The sequence below is a fragment of the Wolbachia endosymbiont of Anopheles demeilloni genome, assembly GCF_018491735.2.
GTDB lineage: Bacteria > Pseudomonadota > Alphaproteobacteria > Rickettsiales > Anaplasmataceae > Wolbachia.
This window is the reverse complement of record NZ_CP084694.1, coordinates 1,023,381-1,045,459: the sequence shown is the minus strand read 5'-3', so window position 1 is coordinate 1,045,459 and position 22,079 is coordinate 1,023,381. Positions and strand designations below refer to the sequence as shown.

General features: G+C 33.5%; 14 protein-coding genes and 4 pseudogenes. 9 read left to right on the top strand and 9 right to left on the bottom strand.

Annotated elements, in window-relative coordinates; genetic code table 11:
- Window positions 1-14: 14 nt before the first annotated feature.
- The 4 genes and pseudogenes from JSQ73_RS06850 (at window position 15) to JSQ73_RS05555 (ending at window position 4,039) form a co-directional block, all read left to right on the top strand.
- On the top strand, window positions 15-800 hold the full coding sequence (locus JSQ73_RS06850; RefSeq protein ID WP_410543637.1) for a V-type ATP synthase subunit I domain-containing protein: 786 nt from the start codon (window positions 15-17) through the stop codon (window positions 798-800).
- 189 nt (window positions 801-989) lie between these two features.
- Window positions 990-2,317 (top strand): annotated as a pseudogene (locus JSQ73_RS06845) (actin-bundling T4SS effector WalE1 family protein).
- Between the two features lie 232 nt (window positions 2,318-2,549).
- The gene (locus JSQ73_RS05560) at window positions 2,550-3,257 is read left to right on the top strand and encodes a uroporphyrinogen-III synthase (protein WP_214249990.1); all 708 of its coding nucleotides are present in this window, start codon (window positions 2,550-2,552) and stop codon (window positions 3,255-3,257) included.
- Window positions 3,257-4,039, top strand: coding sequence for an exodeoxyribonuclease III (locus JSQ73_RS05555; protein ID WP_214249989.1), 783 nt, complete (start codon window positions 3,257-3,259; stop codon window positions 4,037-4,039). The genes JSQ73_RS05560 and JSQ73_RS05555 overlap by 1 nt, the downstream gene beginning before the upstream one ends.
- Window positions 4,040-4,076: 37 nt before the next feature.
- Here JSQ73_RS05555 and JSQ73_RS05550 read toward each other — a convergent pair whose 3' ends face one another.
- From JSQ73_RS05550 to JSQ73_RS05525, 6 genes are all read right to left on the bottom strand, one after another.
- Window positions 4,077-5,036 carry a hypothetical protein gene (locus JSQ73_RS05550; protein WP_214249988.1) on the bottom strand — a complete coding sequence of 320 codons (960 nt, stop codon included), beginning with the start codon at window positions 5,034-5,036 and terminating at the stop codon, window positions 4,077-4,079.
- A 623-nt stretch (window positions 5,037-5,659) separates the two neighbouring features.
- Entirely contained in the window at window positions 5,660-8,218 is a 2,559-nt protein-coding gene (gene polA, locus JSQ73_RS05545) for a DNA polymerase I (protein WP_214249987.1), read from the bottom strand.
- 111 nt (window positions 8,219-8,329) lie between these two features.
- On the bottom strand, window positions 8,330-9,796 hold the full coding sequence (gene gatA / locus JSQ73_RS05540) for an Asp-tRNA(Asn)/Glu-tRNA(Gln) amidotransferase subunit GatA (protein ID WP_214249986.1): 1,467 nt from the start codon (window positions 9,794-9,796) through the stop codon (window positions 8,330-8,332).
- A gap of 186 nt (window positions 9,797-9,982) precedes the next feature.
- On the bottom strand, window positions 9,983-12,355 hold the full coding sequence (gyrB, locus tag JSQ73_RS05535) for a DNA topoisomerase (ATP-hydrolyzing) subunit B (protein ID WP_214249985.1): 2,373 nt from the start codon (window positions 12,353-12,355) through the stop codon (window positions 9,983-9,985).
- Between the two features lie 221 nt (window positions 12,356-12,576).
- Window positions 12,577-13,809 carry a hypothetical protein gene (locus tag JSQ73_RS05530; RefSeq protein ID WP_214249984.1) on the bottom strand — a complete coding sequence of 411 codons (1,233 nt, stop codon included), beginning with the start codon at window positions 13,807-13,809 and terminating at the stop codon, window positions 12,577-12,579.
- A 77-nt stretch (window positions 13,810-13,886) separates the two neighbouring features.
- Complete coding sequence (locus JSQ73_RS05525) at window positions 13,887-14,753, bottom strand: ankyrin repeat domain-containing protein (protein WP_214249983.1); 867 nt, start codon at window positions 14,751-14,753, stop codon at window positions 13,887-13,889.
- Between the two features lie 218 nt (window positions 14,754-14,971).
- Between JSQ73_RS05525 and JSQ73_RS05520 the strand changes: the two genes are divergently transcribed.
- From JSQ73_RS05520 to plsY, 5 genes are read left to right on the top strand one after another with little or no spacing between them, the layout of a single operon-like run.
- Window positions 14,972-15,655 (top strand): phosphatidylserine decarboxylase, encoded by a 684-nt coding sequence (locus JSQ73_RS05520; protein WP_063631019.1) that lies wholly within the window; start codon window positions 14,972-14,974, stop codon window positions 15,653-15,655.
- The gene (locus JSQ73_RS05515; RefSeq protein WP_214249982.1) at window positions 15,652-16,437 is read left to right on the top strand and encodes a CDP-alcohol phosphatidyltransferase family protein; all 786 of its coding nucleotides are present in this window, start codon (window positions 15,652-15,654) and stop codon (window positions 16,435-16,437) included. The genes JSQ73_RS05520 and JSQ73_RS05515 overlap by 4 nt, the downstream gene beginning before the upstream one ends.
- Window positions 16,438-16,445: 8 nt before the next feature.
- A complete protein-coding gene (locus JSQ73_RS05510; RefSeq protein WP_214249981.1) occupies window positions 16,446-17,780 on the top strand; it encodes an alanine/glycine:cation symporter family protein in 1,335 nt (444 codons plus the stop codon).
- A 2-nt stretch (window positions 17,781-17,782) separates the two neighbouring features.
- Entirely contained in the window at window positions 17,783-19,249 is a 1,467-nt protein-coding gene (locus JSQ73_RS05505; RefSeq protein WP_214249980.1) for an alanine/glycine:cation symporter family protein, read from the top strand.
- Between the two features lie 9 nt (window positions 19,250-19,258).
- A complete protein-coding gene (plsY, locus tag JSQ73_RS05500) occupies window positions 19,259-19,837 on the top strand; it encodes a glycerol-3-phosphate 1-O-acyltransferase PlsY (protein ID WP_410543636.1) in 579 nt (192 codons plus the stop codon).
- Here plsY and JSQ73_RS06950 read toward each other — a convergent pair.
- The 3 pseudogenes from JSQ73_RS06950 to JSQ73_RS06795 form a co-directional block, all read right to left on the bottom strand.
- Window positions 19,832-20,955, bottom strand: a pseudogene (locus JSQ73_RS06950) (hypothetical protein); the annotation flags it as partial. The gene plsY and the pseudogene JSQ73_RS06950 overlap by 6 nt on opposite strands.
- A 7-nt stretch (window positions 20,956-20,962) precedes the next feature.
- Window positions 20,963-21,103: pseudogene (locus JSQ73_RS05485) on the bottom strand (IS5/IS1182 family transposase); the annotation flags it as partial.
- Between the two features lie 258 nt (window positions 21,104-21,361).
- Window positions 21,362-22,067: pseudogene (locus tag JSQ73_RS06795) on the bottom strand (ComF family protein).
- Window positions 22,068-22,079 lie beyond the last annotated feature (12 nt).

Here is a 22,079-nt window from a genome sequence, read left to right as displayed (position 1 = left end):
AGTTAAGTGATCAGTTGAAAAATAAAGAAAATGAAATAAATAGGATAAATGAAGAGCAGCAGGAAAAATTAGAGCAAAGTGAAGCTAAGTTAAGTGCACTAGAAAAAAAGAATGCAAATTTGGAAAGTAATCCAAAGAAGATATTTGGAGAAGGTTTAAAGGATAATCATAAAAAGCAGTTGGTAGAAGAATTGACGGAAGAGAAAGAGAAAAACAATACATTGGCTAAAGAGATAAAACAATTGTCTCAAGAATTCAATGCATTACAGAGAAAAAACGAAGATTTAGAGAGGAAAATTAGACAACTTGAACCTGGAAGATCATTTGCAGATGAGCTCAGTGAAGTAACTACGGAAGTAGCTACATCAACTCAAACTGAAGTTGAATATGAAAGTAGAGGAACAAGCATGGAACAGAAGGATCAAGGTACACAATCTGCAGATAAAACCTCAAGCAAAAGAATTAGTAAATTAGGAAAGGAAAATAAAAGTTTAGCTAGGGACAAACTAATGATATCTGAACAATTAAAACAAAAAACAAAAGAGATTGATGAGTTAAAGAAAAATTTAAAACAATTACAAGAAGAAAACACACAACTAAGACAAAAAGTTACTAAAGGTACAGGGGTTGATGCATCATCTTCAACAGGTCAAAAAGAGGCTAATACAGTGGAAGTTCAAACTGAAGAGCAAGTGATTGATTTATACAATAAAGAAGGCAAATATGTCAGAACAGAACTATCAGATCCAAACACAGTTCCTGCTAAGACTACGGAAAAATCTACCCCTTTAGGATTATGAGTTTTTGCTTCAACTATAGCTAATCCAAACGAGATATTATATTGCAACAATCACTAATTTTCTGTGCTTTCAAAAAAACACATCAAGCAAAATCATTTGAAAGCAAGTGGACATTGTTAGTGAATTAACCCTAACTTAAGAATCATGTATATACAATATTAGTATGTTTAATTAATAGTGAGGTTAAAAATGTCACCTAGTGAAATAAAATCTAACTCACGTCCTGTTGAAGCTCAACAAGATAATTTGGGTGTTAGTACAATTATGCAAGATTCATTAAATGCAGATATTGTTCATGATTCTAAAAAACTAAAGGAAAGAATTACTGACTTGTTAAAAGGAGATACAGAATTCTCCAAAATGAAGCAAGGAGATCAGGCCCTTGTAGTAGGTACAGCAAGTGGATTATTTGCAGCATTGCTACCACTTTTGGCAGTTGGTGCAACACTTGCTATACCAAGTGCTATAGTTGGTCTTACTCTATTTTACGCTGCGAAAGTTGCTGTAAAAGAAGTTCAATCTGGATATAAAGGGCTCAAATGGTCAGCAGAAAAAACAGTTGAAGGAGCGAAGCATATTGGCGGAAAAATTAAAGATGGTTATGAGTATTCAGCAGATTCACTGAAGAGAGGTGCTAACTTTGTAGGTGAAGGAATGGCAAATAAACTCCATAAGGCATCTGGTAAGGAAGACTATTCAGATAAACTAAAAAGGTTTACTCCAAAACAGGTTGGAAAGTCTGACGAAATAAGGAAGGATTTGACAGAAATTTTTGCTAAGGAAAATTTATTAGTGGTTTAAGTAAAGAAAGTTTGCACAGCTTGTTAACACAAAGGTCATTACCTAAAGATACTTATCTGATCGATAGTACTTTCTCCGAACATCATGATGAGATCAAGGAAGTTATTAGAGAATGCAAGGAAGAGCATACTCGTTTTAATACTTTAGAAAGTCTTAATAAGTCAGCCAAGAGACATAAAGCAAGTTCTATGAATTCACTGGAAAATAGCTTATCAGGTAGTAGTTCAACGAGTTCTATAAGTACTGTTAGCAGCGAAGCAGAATTATTAAATCCTAGTGAGCATAAGGAAGTAAAAGCACCTACTTCACTTTGGAGCAAGTTGTCATCATCACTAAAAGGTGGCAAAAAGCCAGAGGAAGCTACTTATATAAGATATCAAGATTCTGAGTTGGATCAGACACAATCTGCGGAGATAGGAAATAGCCGTTTTTATGTTGCTCCGGAGAAACCGCCAAGAAGCAATTCAATGGGTTCTTTAAGCACTGACAGTACTGCTACAACTTCTAGCTTTGCCAGTTACCGTCGTAATTCTGATAGTGGGTTCAATTCACCAAGTTCTTCTCCGCAACATGCTATGTTCACTGAGAAAAATGGCAAGTTAAAAACCCAAGCTGACTTAAGAAAGACAGGTTCTTTGGACACATTGGTGAGACCTTCTTCAACAGTAACTGCTGAAGTCGATGTAGAGCATCAAGCTCCAAAAATGAAGATATAGAGTAAATAAAACTATCTATCTTCTTAAAAAAGATGTTACTCAGTGATTAACATCTTTTTTTCATTTGATCAAAAACATTCGCTTGTTTATGATCAATTTTTCATTACTAGGCCAACTATTGAGTTTCTCTTGCCTTTTTCATAGGTTACGCAAGAAACTTAAAAAATGAAAGTTTTTATTCAATAATTTGTGTATAAGGGATATTATTTTACTGCTAGTGAAATAAACCAGAATGAAGTCTATTTTATTGACAAGGCCTTTATTAGATTCGTTGAGCACAAGAAGCACGCTAAAAAAATATGGATACAAAGTTTTTATAGAACCAGTATTCACAATAAAGTACTTAAATCCTGATATATCTACGTATGAATTTGACGTTGTGATATCTACAAGTAAAAACAGTGTAAAGGCTTTCAGTCAAATATGTAAAGAGGATGGCTTTCCAATTATTACGGTTGGTAATTCAACTATGCAGGCTGCAAAAAATTTGGGATTTTCCGATATAATCTCAGCAGACAGCAACGTTGATGGTCTGATATCATTCATAAAATCTCATTATTCAAATGCAATAAAGTTCTTATATATAAGGGGACAAGAAGTATCATGTGACCTAAAAAAGAGATTATCTGAAGAAGATTTTAACGTAAGAGAAGTTGTACTCTATAAAACAATTACTAAAAAGAGTTTAACTAATAGGTGTAAAAATTTACTATTGGACGCTAAAATTGATAGCGTTGCTTTTTTTTCCTCACAAACTGCAAGGGTATTTTGTTCATTAGTTCTAAAAAGTGGGCTATCTCCTGTGATGAATAATACAGTTGCATATACCATGAGTAAAAACATTGCTGATAGTTTAAAGTTAATCAAGTGGAAAAAAATTATAACATCGAGGTTGCCTACAGGGGAGAGTTTAATTGATATAATTAATAAGGATTGTTGATGCTAAAGATTGCAACTTGGAATGTAAACTCCATACGTAAAAGAATTAACCTACTTTGTAGTTTTATAGTTGATAGTCAGATAGATATAGTTTTGCTGCAAGAGATAAAATGTACGGAAGAGCAATTTCCTTATGCAGAAATAGAAGAATTAGAATATGAATATGCTATCTATGGACAGGTTGCAAGAAATGGCGTTTGTGTTTTATCTAAATATCCAATACTGGAGAAGTTTAAAATTGATATTGTGGAAAATCATCAAGAAGCACGTTATATAGAGTGTGTGATAAAACACACCAATAATAAGGTAAGGGTAGGAAGTGTATACGTTCCAAACGGTCAAAGCCCAGACTCTCATACGTTTGAGTATAAACTCAAGTTTTTTGATAACCTATATGAAAGGATGGGCACTTTGTTGAAAAATGAAGAGTTAACTATTATAGCTGGCGATTATAATGTTGCACTGGATGAAATTGATGTTTTTGATTCAAATTTATTAAATGGCCAAGTATGCTTTCATATAAAAGAGCGTGAGAAGTTAAGAACAATCTTGAATCTTGGGTTTAAAGACGCGTTTAGAATATCTCACCCAAATTTGCACCAATTCACTTGGTGGAATTATCAAGGCAATTCACTCAGAAACAATCAAGGAATGCGAATAGATTATATGCTATTATCGCCACAAGCTGAAGATAAATTGGAAATATGTTACATAGATGATAGGTTGCGTAAACTAGAAAACCCATCTGATCATACTCCCGTTGTATGTGTTATAAAACAATAAAAGACCTATTACACAATTCACCTTTGGCAAATAGGTCTTACTTGACTGCTGTCTTTTCTGTGCTTTTGGCTGGCTGATCTATAGTAATTTTTCCATCAAGCATAGTAAGCTGCTCACCCCCTTTATTTCCTACCTGAGGAGCTTGTTCCGGAGTAGGTTGTTTTTTACTCCCGTCAGCAATTGTTTCAAGAGAGCTTTCAATTGGGGTTTTTAAAATATCATCAATACCCTTGTAAATTTTTTCATTCAATTTTGCTCTCTTTTCTGTATCATCTTTATCTGGTGAACTAGGATCATATAAAGTACCTTTTTTGTTATTTGAAAAAAGAACCTCAACTCCTCCCTTTACAGCAAATATTGTACCAATAACAGCAGCAACTATCGCAAGTGTAGTAGGACCAAAAATTAATATTGAAGCAATGGAAAAAAGAATAGGCAGAAAAATCTTACGTAAGCACTTTGTTACCATCTCTTGATCACTAAGTAGTGGTTCATCCTCTTCTTTTTTATCTCCACCTAAAAATGGTATTTTTTCTTTCACTCCATCCATAAAGGAGCCAGAAATATTTTTAGGATCTATTTTTATTCCCAATAGTAACCCAACAAGTTTTATTAGTGAATCCTTAGCTTCTGTACCACGTATATCAGCTACACAATCATCTACTAATTTCTTTATTTCAACATTCTTGACATTCTCTTTGTTCGCTAATTTTTTCTCTCTAACTTCTTTAAATACAGAAAGTAAAAACTGACAAAAATTCTCCTCACTGAGTGATTTTATATCTTTTGGATTGACATTATTAAGTAATATGTCCTTATAAGCTGATATAAAATAATCAGTTATTCCTTTGTTCTCCTTTAATTCGGCTTTAACTTCTAATACTTTTACAAAGTAATCGTAAATTTCCTTATGTTCCTTCTTGAAGAGTATCTCATTTTGCTCGGTCACCTGAGTAGACGACTCTAAAGGCTTATTTTTTGCTTTTGGAACCGTCATAATGACCTACTTGTACTAACCTATGTTTTAATTATAGCATATTTTTCACATTAGTTCAAATTTCTTAGAACCTATCTTGAAAGGGAAAAAAGAAAAGAATAAAGCAAAAAATAGAAGAGTAACAAATGATATAAGTGATAAGGGAACGTAAAAAATTGCTTCCATATATTTTAAATCTGATTCTAATTACAGTTAGAGATATTTTAAGAGCTCAAAATCTATCTTTTTCTGCAGACTTTTTAGTCAAATTTTTAATCAAAAAGCGTAGCGTATCTTCTTCAGAGCATGTAAGTGTGCTTAATTTCTGTCGTATGTGCGCTGCACTTTTTTCTAATTTTTTTCACACAGGGGGATTTTATGTCCAGAATTCCAGATATTTGACCTTTACTTTAGCTAAAAATCAATAGGCGCCTATGGTTTAACACTAATTAAAATAAAAATTTTTCTAATATATAGGAAAATTACAAAATCACTATTTACTGAAAGCGGGATGTTATTGTCAAGAAAGCTGCTGATATCACAGAATCTTAGATTATTCCCAAACGTTGTTTGCTTGACGTATGAGCGTGCTCTCCTTACTTCAAGAACTCTTTAATATGACTATGCTTGTTAATTAAGTCCTTTTAAGACAGGTTCTTAGGGTCTACGGTATAATTAAGGAAACCCCAGTTGTCGCTAATTTTTATTTCTACTTCAAGTGGTATAGAGATTTCTATCGCATTTTCCATTACGTCTTTCATAAGTTTTGCTGTTTCTTGTACCTTGTCGTCCTCTACTTCAACTAGTAGCTCATCGTGGACTTGGAGGATTATTTTACCTGTTTTCAATTGATCAAAAAGCTGAATCATTGCACGTCTTATTATATCAGCGGCGGTTCCTTGCAGCGGTGCATTGATTGCTGCCCTTTCTGCAAATTGTCTTAGATAAGGAATTTTATTATTTATGTCTCTTACAAAACATCTTCTGCCAAACAAAGTTTCTACATAACCATGCTGTCTAGCAATAGATACTGCTTTTTCCATATAGACCTTTATTTCTGGGTAACAAGAAAAATAATAATTAATGTATTCAGCAGCCTCTTGAAAGGTAATTCCAAGTCGCTTTGCAAGGCCAAATGAACTAATTCCATATATAATTCCAAAATTAATGGTTTTTGCTTTGCGTCTTAATTGCTCACCTATTTCTCGAACTCCAAAAACTTGTCTTGCGGTAATATCATGAATATCTTCCCTATTTGCAAAAGCTTCTTTAAATGCCTCAACATCCGCCACATGTGCCAGGAGTCTTAATTCTATTTGCGAATAGTCGGCAGAAATTATCTTGCACCCTTTTGGCACAATAAACGCTTGCCTGATAAGACTACCTTCTTCGCTTCTGATAGGAATATTTTGTAAATTAGGATTGCTAGAGCTCAGCCTTCCAGTTGCAGTCACAGTGATTGAAAAGCTTGTATGTATCCTACCATCAAGCGGATCAACCTGTTTTATTAACGCGTCAGTATAGGTACCCTTTAATTTACTTGAATGTCGCCAACTTAAAATTTTACCTGCGATTTCTATCCCCTCCTCTTCAAGTGCCTCTAAAACTTCAGAGTTTGTGCTATAAGACCCAGATTTTGACTTTTTCTTTTTACTTAGCTTCATTTTATTAAACAAAACATCACTTAATTGTTTTGGCGATGCAATGTTGAATTTTTCTCCTGCTAAATTATGTATATCGTTTTCAAGTACAGCAATTAGCTGCTCAAACTTATCAGACAACTCCTGTAGTTTTTGAATATTGAGCAGTATTCCATTTTGCTCCATATCAAATATTACTTTCATGAGAGGTCTATCAAAGCGCTCGTAAATCGTAAAAAGTTTTTCCTGAAATAATCTTTGTGTCAGTTTCTCATGGATCGCTATTAAAATTTTTGCCGAGAAAGTTTCTACATTTTTACTTAAATTGTGTGCAATTATGTTTGGAATGCTGTGATCATGCTTACCTGTGTCAAGGCTGTATGACATGATCATCAGGTCATTAATTGAGTCTAGCACTCTCTCTATTGTAGGAAATATTTCTCTGATCTTTCTAATATCATGTACTATTTTAAGCACCCCATTTGAAAATAAAGTTGAATTTATTATAGTAAGTGCATCTTGTAGGCAGCTTTGATCTATGTAGAAAATATTATCCTCACTACAAGATAAGGAGATTTTGTTCAATCTATTGTTTTCAAAGTGGCAATGAATTGCAATTTTACCTTCATATCTGCAATGCTCCAAAAATTTTTCTAATTCTTCACTACTATATTCTATTTTCTCTTTTGTGCTAGATCCACTATAAGAAAAGAGCTTTTCTACTTTTCCTATCAATGAATTAAATTCATATTTCTTCAAAAAGGATAACAATTTTTCCATATTTGGAGGATGGACTTCATATTTTACAATATCATGTTTAAGATCTACTTTTTTGTATAGTGACAAAAGTTCTCTTGAAATTAGTGCTTTTTCCTTATGCTCAGTAAGAATATTACGAACTCTTGTTTTCTCAATGTTATTGATGTTTTCTATAATTTTATCCAATGAATCAAATTCATCTAGTAATTTAGCTGCAGTCTTTGGCCCTATTCCTGGAACGCCTGGAATGTTATCAGATGCATCTCCAGTTAGAGAAAATAAATCAAGAAGCTTATTTGAATTTACACCAAATTTTTCTATCACTTGTTTTTCATCTACGTATATATTTTTGATAGGATCAAATATTAGAATGTTGTAATTCAAAAGTTGAAATAAGTCTTTATCTGATGAGACTACTACTACTTTAAAGTCTTCGTGGTTGGCATATTTTGCAGCTAGTGTTGCAATTATGTCATCTGCTTCATAGCATTCAATCTCTTCATAGCTAAAGTTAAAAGCTTCTACCGCTTCTCTCAGTATTGTAAATTGTGGAATTAGATCCTCAGGAGGTGTTACTCTGTTTGCTTTGTACTCAGAATATAAACTGTGCCTGAAATTTTTTTTGCCAGAATCAAGTGCTATAGTTAAGTAGTCCGAATGGGAAATATACTTCAGAACTATATTAAGAAAACCGTACACAGCACCTACTGGAATACCAGCTGTGGTAGTTAAATGATGTAAGACATAGTAAGCCCTGAAAAGAAAACCATAACCATCAATGATTGTGAAAGTTTTTTCTTTCATTGTAGATATTTATGTGTGCCTTTGATGGTCTGTTATTTAGCTATAAAAATCAAGCTCTTGTTTCCTATAGCCAAAATAATCATAATGCTATAGTTACTATAAGAAAACATATTACGTAAGGGAATTAACTATTCTGCCACAATTTTGCTCTATCACACTTGCCATATTTAATATTCCAGCTTCATCGTAATAATTTCCAATTACTTGCAAAGCAAGTGGTAAGCCTTCATTGGAAAGTCCAACAGGAACAGAAATAGCAGGTAACCCCGCTAAGCTTGCCGGCACGGTAAACACATCATTGATGCACATAATTAGCGGGTCTGGCTTTTCATTTAAGCCAAAAGCTTCTGTTGGAGCAGATGGCACAAGTATGTAATCTATTTTTTCAAACGCTTTTATAAAATCATTTCTAATTAATGCCCTAATGCACTGTGCTTTTTCATAATACTCATTGTAATGACCTGAAGAAAGCGCATAATCACCAATTAAAATTCTCCTTTTCACTTCTTTACCAAAACCTTCTGCTCTTGTTAGCGAATACATTTCTTCAAGGGTGTCAGCATCAACCCTGAATCCGTAACGTACACCATCATAGCGAGCAAGGTTAGATGAAGTTTCAGCAGAACAAATTAGATAGTAAACCGGTATCGCATATTTAGTATGAGGCAGAGTAATGTCAACAACTTCAGCACCATTTTTTTTAAAATTGGAAGAAACTTTTTCCCAATGATGAACGATTTCTTCTGAAATTCCATCCATTCTATATTCTTTTGGTATACCAATGCGCTTACCCTTGATATCACCATTTATAAGATTAGAGAATTTAGGCACTGGTCTTTCGCTCGATGTTGAATCTTTTTCATCATAGCCACAAATTGTTTCCAGCATTAACGCTGAATCAGAAACGGAACGAGTAATTACTCCTGCTTGATCGAAAGAACTTGCAAACGCAATCATACCAAAACGCGAACACCTTCCATAAGTTGGCTTTATTCCAACAACTCCACAATAAGCTGCTGGTTGGCGTACAGAACCACCAGTATCACTTCCTAGTGCTCCAGCACATAAAAACCCAGCAACTGATGCTGCAGATCCACCAGATGATCCACCAGGAACAACTTTTTCTCCGTCACTTTTTCTAATCCATACATTTTTAACAGGACCAAAATAGCTATTTGTGTTCGCAGAGCCCATAGCAAATTCATCCATGTTAAGTTTACCAAGCATGGATGCTCCACTTTTTAAAAGCATATTAGATACCGTAGATTCATAAGTCGGGATGAAATTTTCCAGCATTTTTGAGCATGCTGTTGTTTTTATTCCTTGTGTACAGAATAAATCTTTAAAACCAACTGGTATGCCCATAAGTGATGAAATATTATCTTTTTGTTTTAAAAAGTATTCATCTGCTATTTTAGCAGCTTTTATCGCGATTTCTGGGGTTTTTGTTACAAATGCATTCAGTTGCTCATTTTCAACTGCATTAACATGCGTCTCTACAAGCTCAACAGCAGAAAAATCCCCCCGCCTTAGTCCATCATGCATCTCTGTAATAGTGAGCCTTCTCAATTCATTCATTAATATTCAATTTTAGCGAGGGATTAATTATAACAACAATAGGACAGAAAATCTATATATTTATGATCGAAAACGGGAATACAACCGAGATCAATTCAAATTTCTGAAATGGATTGGTTAGTAGTACGTTTTAAATAGCCGATTTGGCACACAATGCTAAGCCATAAGGGTTTAGCGTTTCTAAAATCAAATATCAACATCATGCACGTTAAGTGCATTGTTATTTATAAAGTCACGACGTGGTTCAACTATATCACCCATTAGCACCGAGAATATGCTATCTGCTTCCTCACAATCTTTTATTTCAATTTTTAGCAGAGTTCTAGTTTCTGGATTGAGTGTAGTTTCCCAAAGCTGATCAGCATTCATTTCACCAAGGCCTTTAAATCTCTGCAGAGTTAAACCTTTTTTACCATAATCCATTACTATTTTTGCGAGTGCACTTGGAGACTTTATTTTTATTTCAGTTTCTTGCGACTGTAAAAATGAATCACCATTAAATAAGTAAATTATGTTATCAAGAGAACTCAATATATTCCGTATTTCTTTACTTTCAAGCATACTAAGCGAGAATACATATTTATCTGCTAACCCTTGAAACAATTTAGCAATGTGAATTTTCTCATCTTTTACTTCTACTTCCCAATTATATTCACTATACATCAATTTTAAATATTTTAATATCTCATCAGCAGACAATAGAGCATTCTTTTTGCTTAAAATTAGCAATGATTCTAAGAGATCTTTTGGTATTTCCCTATCATAATTTTTGCTAATGTTTGAAATACTGAGGCACTTATTCAAAACGAAACGCAAATCTTTGCCTACACCATTTAATGTTAATTTTTTAATCGCTGAATTTACTATATACTCTTCAAAAGTTTCATCATCTTTGATATAAGTATCTTTAGCATTTTTTGTAACTTTATAGAGCGGTGGCTGCGCTATGTATAAATATCCTTTTTCAATTACTTCACGCATATGTCTAAAAAAGAAAGTTAGAATCAAAGTTCTTATATGCGAGCCATCAACATCTGCGTCTGTCATAATGATAATTTTATGATACCTAGTTTTTTCAATATCGAAGTGCTCACTCCCTATTCCAGCTCCAATTGCCGTGATCAGAGAGCCAATTTCTGCAGATGAAAAAATACGATCCAGCCCTGCACGTTCTACGTTTAGAATTTTCCCTCTTAAAGCAAGTACCGCCTGTGTTTTACGATTACGTCCCTGCTTTGCAGTACCACCTGCGGAATTACCCTCTACTATAAACAATTCCGATAACTCAGGAACTTTTTCCTGACAATCGGCAAGCTTTCCAGGTAGAGTTGCAATATTAATATTGTTTTTATTTTTAACTAACTCTCGTGCTTTTCTTGCGGCTTCTCTTCCTTTTGCTGACCTAATCGCTCTTTCTACTATACTTGCTGCTAACTTGGGGTCAGTTTCAAGTATTGTACTCAATTTGTCAAAAACTATGCTCTCTACAACTGCCCGCGCTTCAGAACTGACCAATTTATCTTTTGTCTGTGAAGAAAATTTAGGATCAGGCATCTTGAGAGATAAAACACAAGTTAAGCCTTCTCTAACATCTTCTCCAGTCAAATTCACTTTTGCCTTCTTCAAAAAACCTTCATTGTTTGCATAGTTATTTATACATCTGGTTAGTGCAGATCTAAACCCCGCCAAATGAGTACCACCATCCCGTTGTCTTATATTATTTGTGAAGCATAGCATATTCTCATAGTAGGAATCATTCCACTCCATTGATATTTCTACACTGGTACCTAGATCTTTTACATTATCTCTAATGCTGGCAATTTTAGTAACATGTGTCTTATTCTTGTCTAAGTACTGTACAAAATTAGCTGTACCAAAATTATCTTCAGACTCTTTACTATCGTTAAAATGAGACTTTACATGTGGTTTATTACGGAGATCACACAAAATGATCTCAATATTTGAGTTTAAAAATGCCAATTCTCTGATGCGACTCTCAAGAGTGGAGTAACTAAAATCAATACTACTAAAAGTCCCCGTTGATGGCATAAACGTTACTTTAGTTCCTCTTTTATTTGTGTTTTCATTAATTATCTTTAAAGATTCAATAGACTCACCATCTTCAAAGCGCATAAAATGTTCTTTTTTATTGCGCCAGATGGTTAATTCCAGCCAACTAGATAACGCATTAACAACTGAAATTCCAACACCATGTAATCCTCCAGAAACCTTATAGGTATTGCTGTCAAATTTACCTCCTGCATGTAATTGGGTCATTATCACTTCTGCTGCTGATATCCCTTCCTCTGGGTGAATGTCTGTTGGAATGCCACGACCGTTGTCGGTTACAGAAACTGAACCATCTTCATTTATGCTAACTTCAATCTTACTGCAATACCCAGCCAAAGACTCATCTATCGCATTGTCAACAACCTCATACACCATATGGTGCAAGCCTGATCCATCATCAGTGTCACCAATATACATACCAGGACGCTTTCTCACAGCATCAAGACCTCTTAGGATTTTTATTGCGCCAGCGTTGTAGTTACTTTCCATGGAATTGCTTTATTTATAAATATTAATTAATATTACATTTGTATGTGCTGATTAGCAACATCTTTAAGTTGAGAGAAGGATCCTTGACATATAGATAAAATATAACATATCACCTACACGAAGTGGTTTTACATGTTATTTCAATACATAAACTTAAGTTCAAATAATCATACAAAACTCTGCTTCATATTTCAAGATAAATGGCTACAATCAAATACAATTTACCTTCTTCTTTCAATTAGACTTTCTAGCTCAACACAGGATAAGTTGCTCATACACTCTTCTAATATTTCATTCTTTTTATCATTGTTTAATCTATTGCTGAACTCTTGACACCTTCTCTCAAGAGCTGAATGCGTAGTCATAATATACCTTACTGTTTCAGATGATAACTCTGGTAACTCGCTACGGATACTTTCTTGTTCTGTTCCAGAGAAATTGGTAAAATTGGCTCTGGCCATTTCAGGGAATTTTTGTGTGATCGTTTCTTTTATCATTGCTCTAGCCTCTTCTCCATCGAGAGTAATAACCACTAATGGATGTAAGCCATATAAAGACTCAAATAATTTATTGTATGTTCCACCTGCACAACTTTGACCTTGATTACCGTAAGTTGTTGCAGCGTCTACAAGACCTTTTAAAAACATATCTTTTCTGTTTTTTATGTCTTCATCATTCAAAGGAGTTCTTTGATTCTCTGTTCCTGTATTTCTATCATTGCAGGCTTTCCAACATAAAATAGCTGCTTGCTTTAGTGTTAACTTACTATGATTGTCTTTAAAATTATCTCCTGTTCTATTGATAAATCTTAAGCATTCAAGTGCATGAGATTTATCGCCTTCTGTAAATTCATTTGACTGTTTGATGTACTCTTCAATGTCGGTTGTGTTGCCTCTATTTAGCTGTACATAGAATTCATCTTTGCTTAAATTCTCTTTATACTTTTCTATGAGTCTATCAACACTCAAGTTTATACTAGCAACTGCACTTGGGTCATGAGTAGTTTGTGCCATAAAAGGAATGGCTGCTAAATCTTGAAAGAAAATAGGCCTTTCTTCCTCTGGAATTTGTTGTATTAAATCGTTAAACTGCTGTATTTCTTCAATGAGTGATTTGTTTAGCAACCATAAGCACAATATAGGCAGTACCAAAAGCACACAGGAATTAATAATGTGTATAATTAAAAAAATGCTTAATGTTATTCTAATAACATTTTTTGGCCACGCTGATAATCTTTTTTCATTTTCCCTTGGTTTGAAAAAATAATTTACTAATGATAAATACAAAGAGAGCCGTAAAAGAAGAAAAAATGAAGGAATCATACTTACTAATAAAACTATATTAATGAATCTTTTAATCTTATTAATGTTGTTGTAAGCATTTTGCACTCTTTCTATTAAAGCCTGTACTCTATTTCTATTTTGCTGTTGATTATTATTTTGACCTGCAAACATAACACACACCCTATTCTAACATTAATATGTCATGCTATAGAAAGAATGTAAATAAAGCAAGGAATTTAGAGCTGCTTTTATTTTTGTTTGATTGGTGATACCACTTCTATACTTTCCGCTCCATCTAAGGTACTATTTGGTTTTTCTACAGTAATCTTGGGAGTTACTTTATTCTCGATATCTGCTCCATATGAGCTAAGTACTTCAATGGCCTTTTCATTTCCACTATTGAGTGCAATATCCAAGGCATCCATTCCAGCTTTATTTTTGTGGTTGATAAAATTCTTCAACCGATCTTTACCAAAGCTTTCTATATATTGTTTAATGATGAGTTCCACTACTTTTTCAGGACAATTATTAGCAGCAGGAAAAAGTATTGTGTTGTTATTATTATCTTTTTTCGTTATGTCTGCTTTGAGTTTATTTATCAAATACTCGATAACTTCTACTCTGCTATCATCCTTTGCTTCAGTGCATTGCCTAATAGCTAAAAATAAAGCTGTACGACCATTATTATCAATATCTTCAATATTCTGTTCCTTGTCAACTAATGCTTGTATTACACTTTTATTTCCATATAAAGTAGCAAGGTGAAAAGGTGTATGTCCTTCAGTGCTTTCTCTTTCATCAATTGACGCACCATTGCTAGCTAGCAATTCTATAAACTCTGGCGTGTTTGCAAAAATTGCAAGGTGCATTGGTGTTAAGTCATCTTTGCCATGATTTCCAGTTTTTGCGTTAACGTTTGCTCCGTTATTTATCAGCAATTTCGCTATTTCAAACTGCTTATACCCGATAGCAATATGTAGTGGTGTACGATTACGTTCATAATTATCATTGACATTTGCACCAAACTTTATTAGCAGCTCTGTAGCTTCAATATCACCTATCCGAATTGCAGAGTACAAGGAAGGAGATTCATCTTTTTCTATTTCCCCTGTCATACGAAATTACGAACATAATAATTCATACATTATTAATAATTATTGTTAATTTTTTATTAAAATAATATTGACAACAGCTAAAAATCTTTAATTTTTATTAAAGATTTAATACCCATCAATGCTTATATAAGCATTCCAAAAGTGAAGAAGTGAAAAAAAGCTTTTCATGAGAAATTATAAATGATAAATTGTTAATAATGAATTATCGAGAATAAATTATGTGCTTTGGTTTACCTAACATAAACAGAGAAGGTTATTTATTTATAGTTGTTTCCTTTATCGTAACATGTATAGCATTCTCTATATCTTGGGGAGCTGGAATTACTTGCTTATTTCCAACGTTATTATGTACCTATTTTTTTCGTGATCCAGCAAGAGCTGTACCAAACAATAAGGACTTTATATTAAGTCCTGCTGATGGTGTAATTTCAAAGATAGAAGAAGTTAGTTACTCTTTATCAGAAGAGAATGAAGAAGAAAAGAAGTTTACGCTTGTTAGCATATTTCTAAGTGTTTTGAATGTCCACGTTAATCGTATACCAATATCTGGTACAATAAAGGAAATGAGTTATAAAAAAGGCAAGTTTGTTTCTGCAATAAGCAATAGGTCTAGTAATGAGAATGAAAAGCAGGTTATTGCGATTGAATATGAGAAGGGAAAAGAAATCATTGTAGAGCAAATAGCTGGATTTATTGCACGCCGTATTGTTTGTAATTTAAGGACATCTCAGAGTGTAAAAGCAGGTGAACGATTTGGAATTATAAGATTTGGTAGCAGAGTAAATATTTATATTCCCATTGGCATAGAAGTAAGAGTTTCAGAAGGGCAAACTGTTATTGGCGGTGAAACAGTTATAGCAGATTTTAATAAACAAGAAAAGCTTACTTTTGATGTTATATGAATAACGATGAAAGTAACAGTAAATTTTTACCTATTACCAAGTTATTCCCAAACTTTATAACTTTATTAGGTTTATGTGCTGGCCTTACTTCACTTAAATTCACATTTAATGAACAATGGGAATTTTCAGCAATTTTTATTATCATTGCAGCAATAATAGATGGAATGGACGGCAGGATAGCCAGAATTTTAAAATCAACCAGCGATTTTGGAGCACAACTCGATTCTTTTGCAGATTTTCTAAATTTTGGTTCAGCACCTGCTTTTCTTTTATATTTTTGGAAGTTAAATGAAATTAAAGTTGTAGGATGGATCTTAGTAATGATATATGTAATCTGCATATCAATAAGACTTGCAAGATTCAATGTTTCGCTACACTCAGAGCAATTATACTGGAAAAAAATTTTCTTTTCTGGTGTTCCAGCTCCTGTATGTGCTTTACTCGCTCTGTTACCAATAATTATTACCTTTCAATCTCATGAAAGTGAATATCTACTTCTTATAGAGCAATTTTTTAACGTAAAGAATACAGCTTGTTACTTTTTGACCATCTCATTTTTTTCGATAAGTCATATTCCAACTTTCTCTGCAAAATACATTTATGTCCCTAAAAGTTTATCCTATATATTTGTGTCATTTTTTGGAATATTGATCATATTTTTTATAAGTAAGCCCTGGATAACGCTACCAATTTTAGGTGCAGTTTATATCTTGACTATTCCAATAAGTACCGGACTTTATATACATTACGCATATAAAACTAGCCAGCTATATAAAAAATAGTGAGCAGCATGATTATAAAAGTAACTGATCTATTAAACTCTTTTTTATATATAAAGATATTCAACATACCATTTATAATTATTTGGGTAATTGCAACTGGGGTTTTTTGTACGATTCGATTCAAATTCATTAACTTTAGGTTGTTCAAATATGGGATACAAACACTATTCAACCTAGAGAGCCATAATAATAACGGCATAATCACCCACATTCAGGCATTTGCAACGGTAATTTCAGGAACAGTTGGTCTTGGAACAATATCAGGAGTTGCAATAGCTATTACAATAGGGGGGCCAAGTGCAGTTTTTTGGATGATAATTACCGGGGTACTTGGCATGTCAATAAAATTTGCTGAAGTAGTGCTTGCATTTACTCATCGCTCTGAAAACACAATTGGTGGGGCTTTTTATTATATGGAACATGGACTTGCAAAGATTGGATTTATGAAGACTGGCAAATTCCTTGCATTTATCTACGCAGTTATGCTGCTTGTTGCAATGATTCTAGGCGGCATACCATTTCAAGCAAATCAAATTGCAGCGTTGTCAAGTAACTTATTTGAATACAACACATCTGTTATTATCTCGCTATTTGTATTAATTGTAATACTGGGAGGAATAAAGCGAATTGCTTTAGTTGCAACAGGTTTAGGGCCGATAATGATAATGTTATATATATGCATGTGTATATATTTAATCTGTGTAAACGGAAATAATCTACTGAATGCTTTATCTATAATATTTCAAGATATCTTTAACAAATCAGCTATAGGAGGTGGAGTATTGAGTGGATTAATAGCAGGGGTAAGAAGGTCAGTGTTTGCTAATGAAGCAGGTACTGGAACAGCAGCTATAGCACATTCGATTGTAAAAGAGAAAGACCCAGTTAAAGTTGGAAGTGTTGCAATAATTGCACCATTTGTAGACACAATATTAGTCTCATTTTTGACTGGTATTGTGATAATTATCACCGATATGCATAGCACTAATACCGTAGGTGATATTACGTTAGTTAGCTCAGCATTTTCAACAGCCTTGCCTTTATTGAGCAAGCTAGCTCTTCCACTGATAATGTTTTCCTTTGTATTTTCCACAATAATAGCTTACTATTACTACTGTGAAGTTGCCCTAGTGTACTTATTTGGTAACAAAAAAGTACTGATATTGTTTCAGTTTTTTATAGTGGGTTCAGTGTATATCAGCTGTATATCAAAAAATATAGAATTTATATCTTATTTAGGTGATAGTCTGTTTATGTGCCTTATGATCCCAAATGCTGTTGCGATATATCTACTGAGAAGGGAAGTCTTAAATACAATAGATTCTTATTACAAAAGGTATTAAACATGATTTATAGAATGCTTTATATAGTGTTATTTTGCTTACCATTTTATGATGTATACGCTGCTTCAGTTTTTCATAAAAGTTATGACACTGCATTAAATGGAGTAAGCAACTTCATGAATGAAGTGTTGTTTTTCAAGATCTTTCACGTACCATTTATAATTCTTTTATTGGCCTTTGGTTATATATTTCTAACACTACGTTTTAGATTTCTCAACATAAGGATGTTTAAGCATGCGTTCGCTATTTTATGTGGAAAATATGACACAGATCATCATGATGGTCACATTACGCATTTTCAGGCATTTGTAACCGCGCTATCAAGCACAGTAGGCCTTGGAACTGTTGCTGGTGTTGCAATCGCAATTTCAATGGGAGGGCCAGGAGCGGTACCTTGGATGATGATTACAGGTTTTTTTGGTATGTCTGCAAAGTTTGCTGAAGTAACTTTAGCATTCAGACACAGAACAGAAGGCCAGGAGCAGTTATTCAGTGGTCCCTTTCAATATATAAGAAATGGATTAGAGGAATTTGGATTTAAGAAGCTTGGTATTGTGATAGCTGCAATATATGCAGTGTTTTTTGTATTGTCAGGTCTTGGTGGAAGTGTAGCATTTCAGACTAATCAAATGGTTTCAATATTATCTGGCTATTCAAACTGGATAGATAGTCATCCTTGGGTTCTTTCCTTCATAATTTCTACATTACTTGCTCTAGTGATTATCGGTGGAATCAGGAGAATAGCTAAAGTCTCTTCTGCGCTGGTGCCTATTATGTCACTCATATATATTTTGAGTTGTTTCACGATTATTGCATTCAATATTCACAATTTTAGCAATACATTAAAAATATTGTTTTCAAGTATGATAGACTTCAATGCTGTTGGTGGAGGAGTAGTAGGAGCATTTGTTGCTGGAATTCAAAGAGCAATTTTTGCCAGTGAAGCAGGTGTTGGTTCTGCTGCAATCACTCACGCGGTAGCTAAAGATGAGGAGCCAGTTAGAACTGGGCTGGTTGCGATGATAGAACCATGCTTTGATACAATGTTAATTTGTTGCTTGACAGGAATAACAATAGTAATAACTGGTGCATACCAGAACGGCATTGGCGAGGGAATATTGATCACCCAAAAAGCATTTGAAACAGTTTCTTCTTGGTTTCCTATACTTTTAACCATCGCTGCGCCTTTGTTTGCGTTTTCCTCAGTAATTTCATTTGTATATTGTTGTGAAATGGGATGGCTGTATTTGTTTGGTGTAAAAAGTGTAGTAATATATCGTATAGCGGTGGTGGTAATTGCATTTTTGTCAGGTTTGTCTAAAGATATAATGGCTATTGCTAATATTGGTGGGGCTTTATTCTCTTGTTTAGCACTCATCAATATGACAGCACTTATACTGTTTAGCAATCAGATTAACAATGAAGTCCAATGTTATCTAAAAAGGCTAAGGAATAATAAAATTAGCTAGATTTCTGCTATGATAGAGATATTTGTAGTCTTTGTATTATCTTACATATTAGGTTCAATACCGTTTAGCTTAATTATTGCAAAAATAAATGGTATAAATTTAAGAGAAGTAGGTTCAGGAAACATTGGTGCTACAAATGTTGCAAGAACAGGAAATAAGAGACTTGCTGTCCTCGCATTATTTTTAGACTCTTTGAAAGGATTTGTCGCGGTTTATACAGCACAACAATTTTGTGATAATAACGATTTTTATATATATGTATCTGCAATTTTAGCAGTTCTAGGGCATATGTTTCCTATTTGGCTAAGGTTCAATGGAGGAAAGGGGGTTGCAACAACTTTGGGAGTTTTAGTAGCACTTAACATTTCTATAGCATTAGCATTTGTATTTGTCTGGCTAATAGTATTTTTTATCTTTCGGTACTCCTCTCTTGCTTCCTTGGCTGCTACTGCAGCAGCTGTTATAGCATCTTTCTTTTTTCAAAAAGAATTATTCCTTATACTACTCACTGTAGCGATATTAATTTTCTTGAAGCATTACAAAAATATTGCAAATCTTCTGCAAGGCAGAGAGCATAAGTTTTTATAAGCAATGAGATGTTAAATCACTGACACTTAAACTACGAGATAAACTGCTTGATGGTATTATTTTATCTTCTTTATTTAAGATTGTAATTTTTACTCTTGTTATACTCTCTACTTCTTGAAGTATTAAAAATTCATCTTCAATGAATCTTTGCTTCACTTCTTGTATTTTTTCATAAAGTGTGGTTACATTGCGCTTATTTTGATTATAAATATCTTCAATCTCTATCTCTAGCCTGTGTGAAGCTTCTTTTTTTAACATGTTATTTATCACTGCTTCTGTTATTGCTAGCTTTTCTTGCAGAATTTTCTTTATTTCTTCTTTATCGTCTCTGCTGTTTTTACTCAGTTCCGTGTATACCCTATAACACCTTTTCTCTAGTGGTAACGTTCTTAAACTATCTAACATTCTGGCCACTTGACCCTTAATAGTCTTCTTGGCTTTCAATTTTAATTCTTTTACTTCTTCTTTTATTATTTTGCTAGCTATTCTCTTAGCTTCAGTTAAAGATGAGTCCTTGAGAAAAAATCTGTTCTAAGTAAATTTTGGTTTAAAAGCTCCAAAAAGACTTTTCCTTTGATGTTTTCGAGTTGATCGTCTAAACCATCCCCCTGTAGTTTATTTGTTATGTGCTGAGACAGCGCAAAGTGCTCTAATTTATTTAACTTTACAGAGCTGATATTTTTCATTAATGTCAGCGCAATTTGTTCACTATATTGAGAAGTAAAACTCAGTAATCTTCTCATTAAAGTAATGCTTACTTCTGCAATAAAATCATCAACTATTTTTTGACTTTTATCATCTTCATAATTATTTTGGGCGTTATGCCAAGCCCTAAGAATTTCTTTACTGTTTTTCTTATTTTTTAGCCTGTCTAACATAAACTTACGTGCTTCATTTTCTGCTTCTGTAAGGAGCATTTGTCTAGGTGGTGTAAACTTAATCTCTGGATCGGAATGAATACCCTCTAATGTACTTAACATTCTGTAGATAACACCAGTAAAACATGTGTTAGGAATTCGTTCTTTTCTAGAGAAAGTTTGGCTATCTAGTAAATTTGCAATCAACGCGTCTTTTTTATTTTTTACAGCTTCTCTATCTCCATCATTGCAGGCTCTCAGATCCTATTCATAATCTTTTCAGAAGCAAAGCAGCGAAAGCAAGAACGACCATTTGCAGGCTAGTGTTGAGTTTCCGCTCGCAATTTTTCCAAAGTCGCCTACATTTTTGCAACCAGGCAAAAGAAGATCTCTCAACAACCCATCTTTTAAGTGAATTTGTTAAAAGTGTCGGTGCTGAAGTTATATATCTGCCTACATATTCTCCTGATTTTAATCAAACCATTGGTTTGCTATAAAAAATTGAGCCAGAAAGAATATCCAGCTATTCGAATTATTAGAAAAAGAGCTCTAATTATAGAGTCAGTATACACTATAACTAGAATTTTTTTAAGAGAAATGATACAGAAGTTAGTACTAAGACACTAAACAGTTTTCAAAAATGAAAATTATACCTTAAAGCTGATTTTCATACAGTTCTTGCAAGCGATAGCACTCTCACTTCTCTTGCACCAGAGTTTAAAATTTCCTGAGAGCAAGACCTTGCAGTTGCACCAGTTGTTACTACATCATCAACCAATATCACGATTTTGTTTTTGATAATTTCGCTGTTGCTTATTTTAAAAGCCTTTCTCAATTTTTTTTTCACGCCTTTTAAGTGAAAGACCAGCTTGAGGTACAGTGTGACGAATACGTTTTATTGCAAATGGTGTATAAGATAAATGAGATAACTTACTTAATTCCTTCGCGAGCAATGCTGCTTGATTATATTTACGTTTAAATAAGCGTATTTTATGTAGAGGTATGGAAATTATGACCTCTGCATTTTGAAACATGTCTTTGTTAGCTTTTTACATCCACTTTGCGTAGACTTTCATGTAGTTTAAGTTATCAAAAAATTTAAAATTTATAATCATATTTTTGCTATGTTCATCGTAGGCAAAAATTGATCTTAATACTTTAAATGGTGAAGGGTTACTGATGCATCTACCACATGTATCAATGTTATCTGGAATTACTACACCACAAACATTACAGTAATGCTTAATTAAAAAATTGATTTTTTTATTGCATTCACTACATAAATCATAACTTTTATCAATTATACGTTCACAACTTACGCATACGTTTGGAAATATGAGATCTGTAGCTTTTTTTAATAATAGAAGATTCATGAATTAAATATG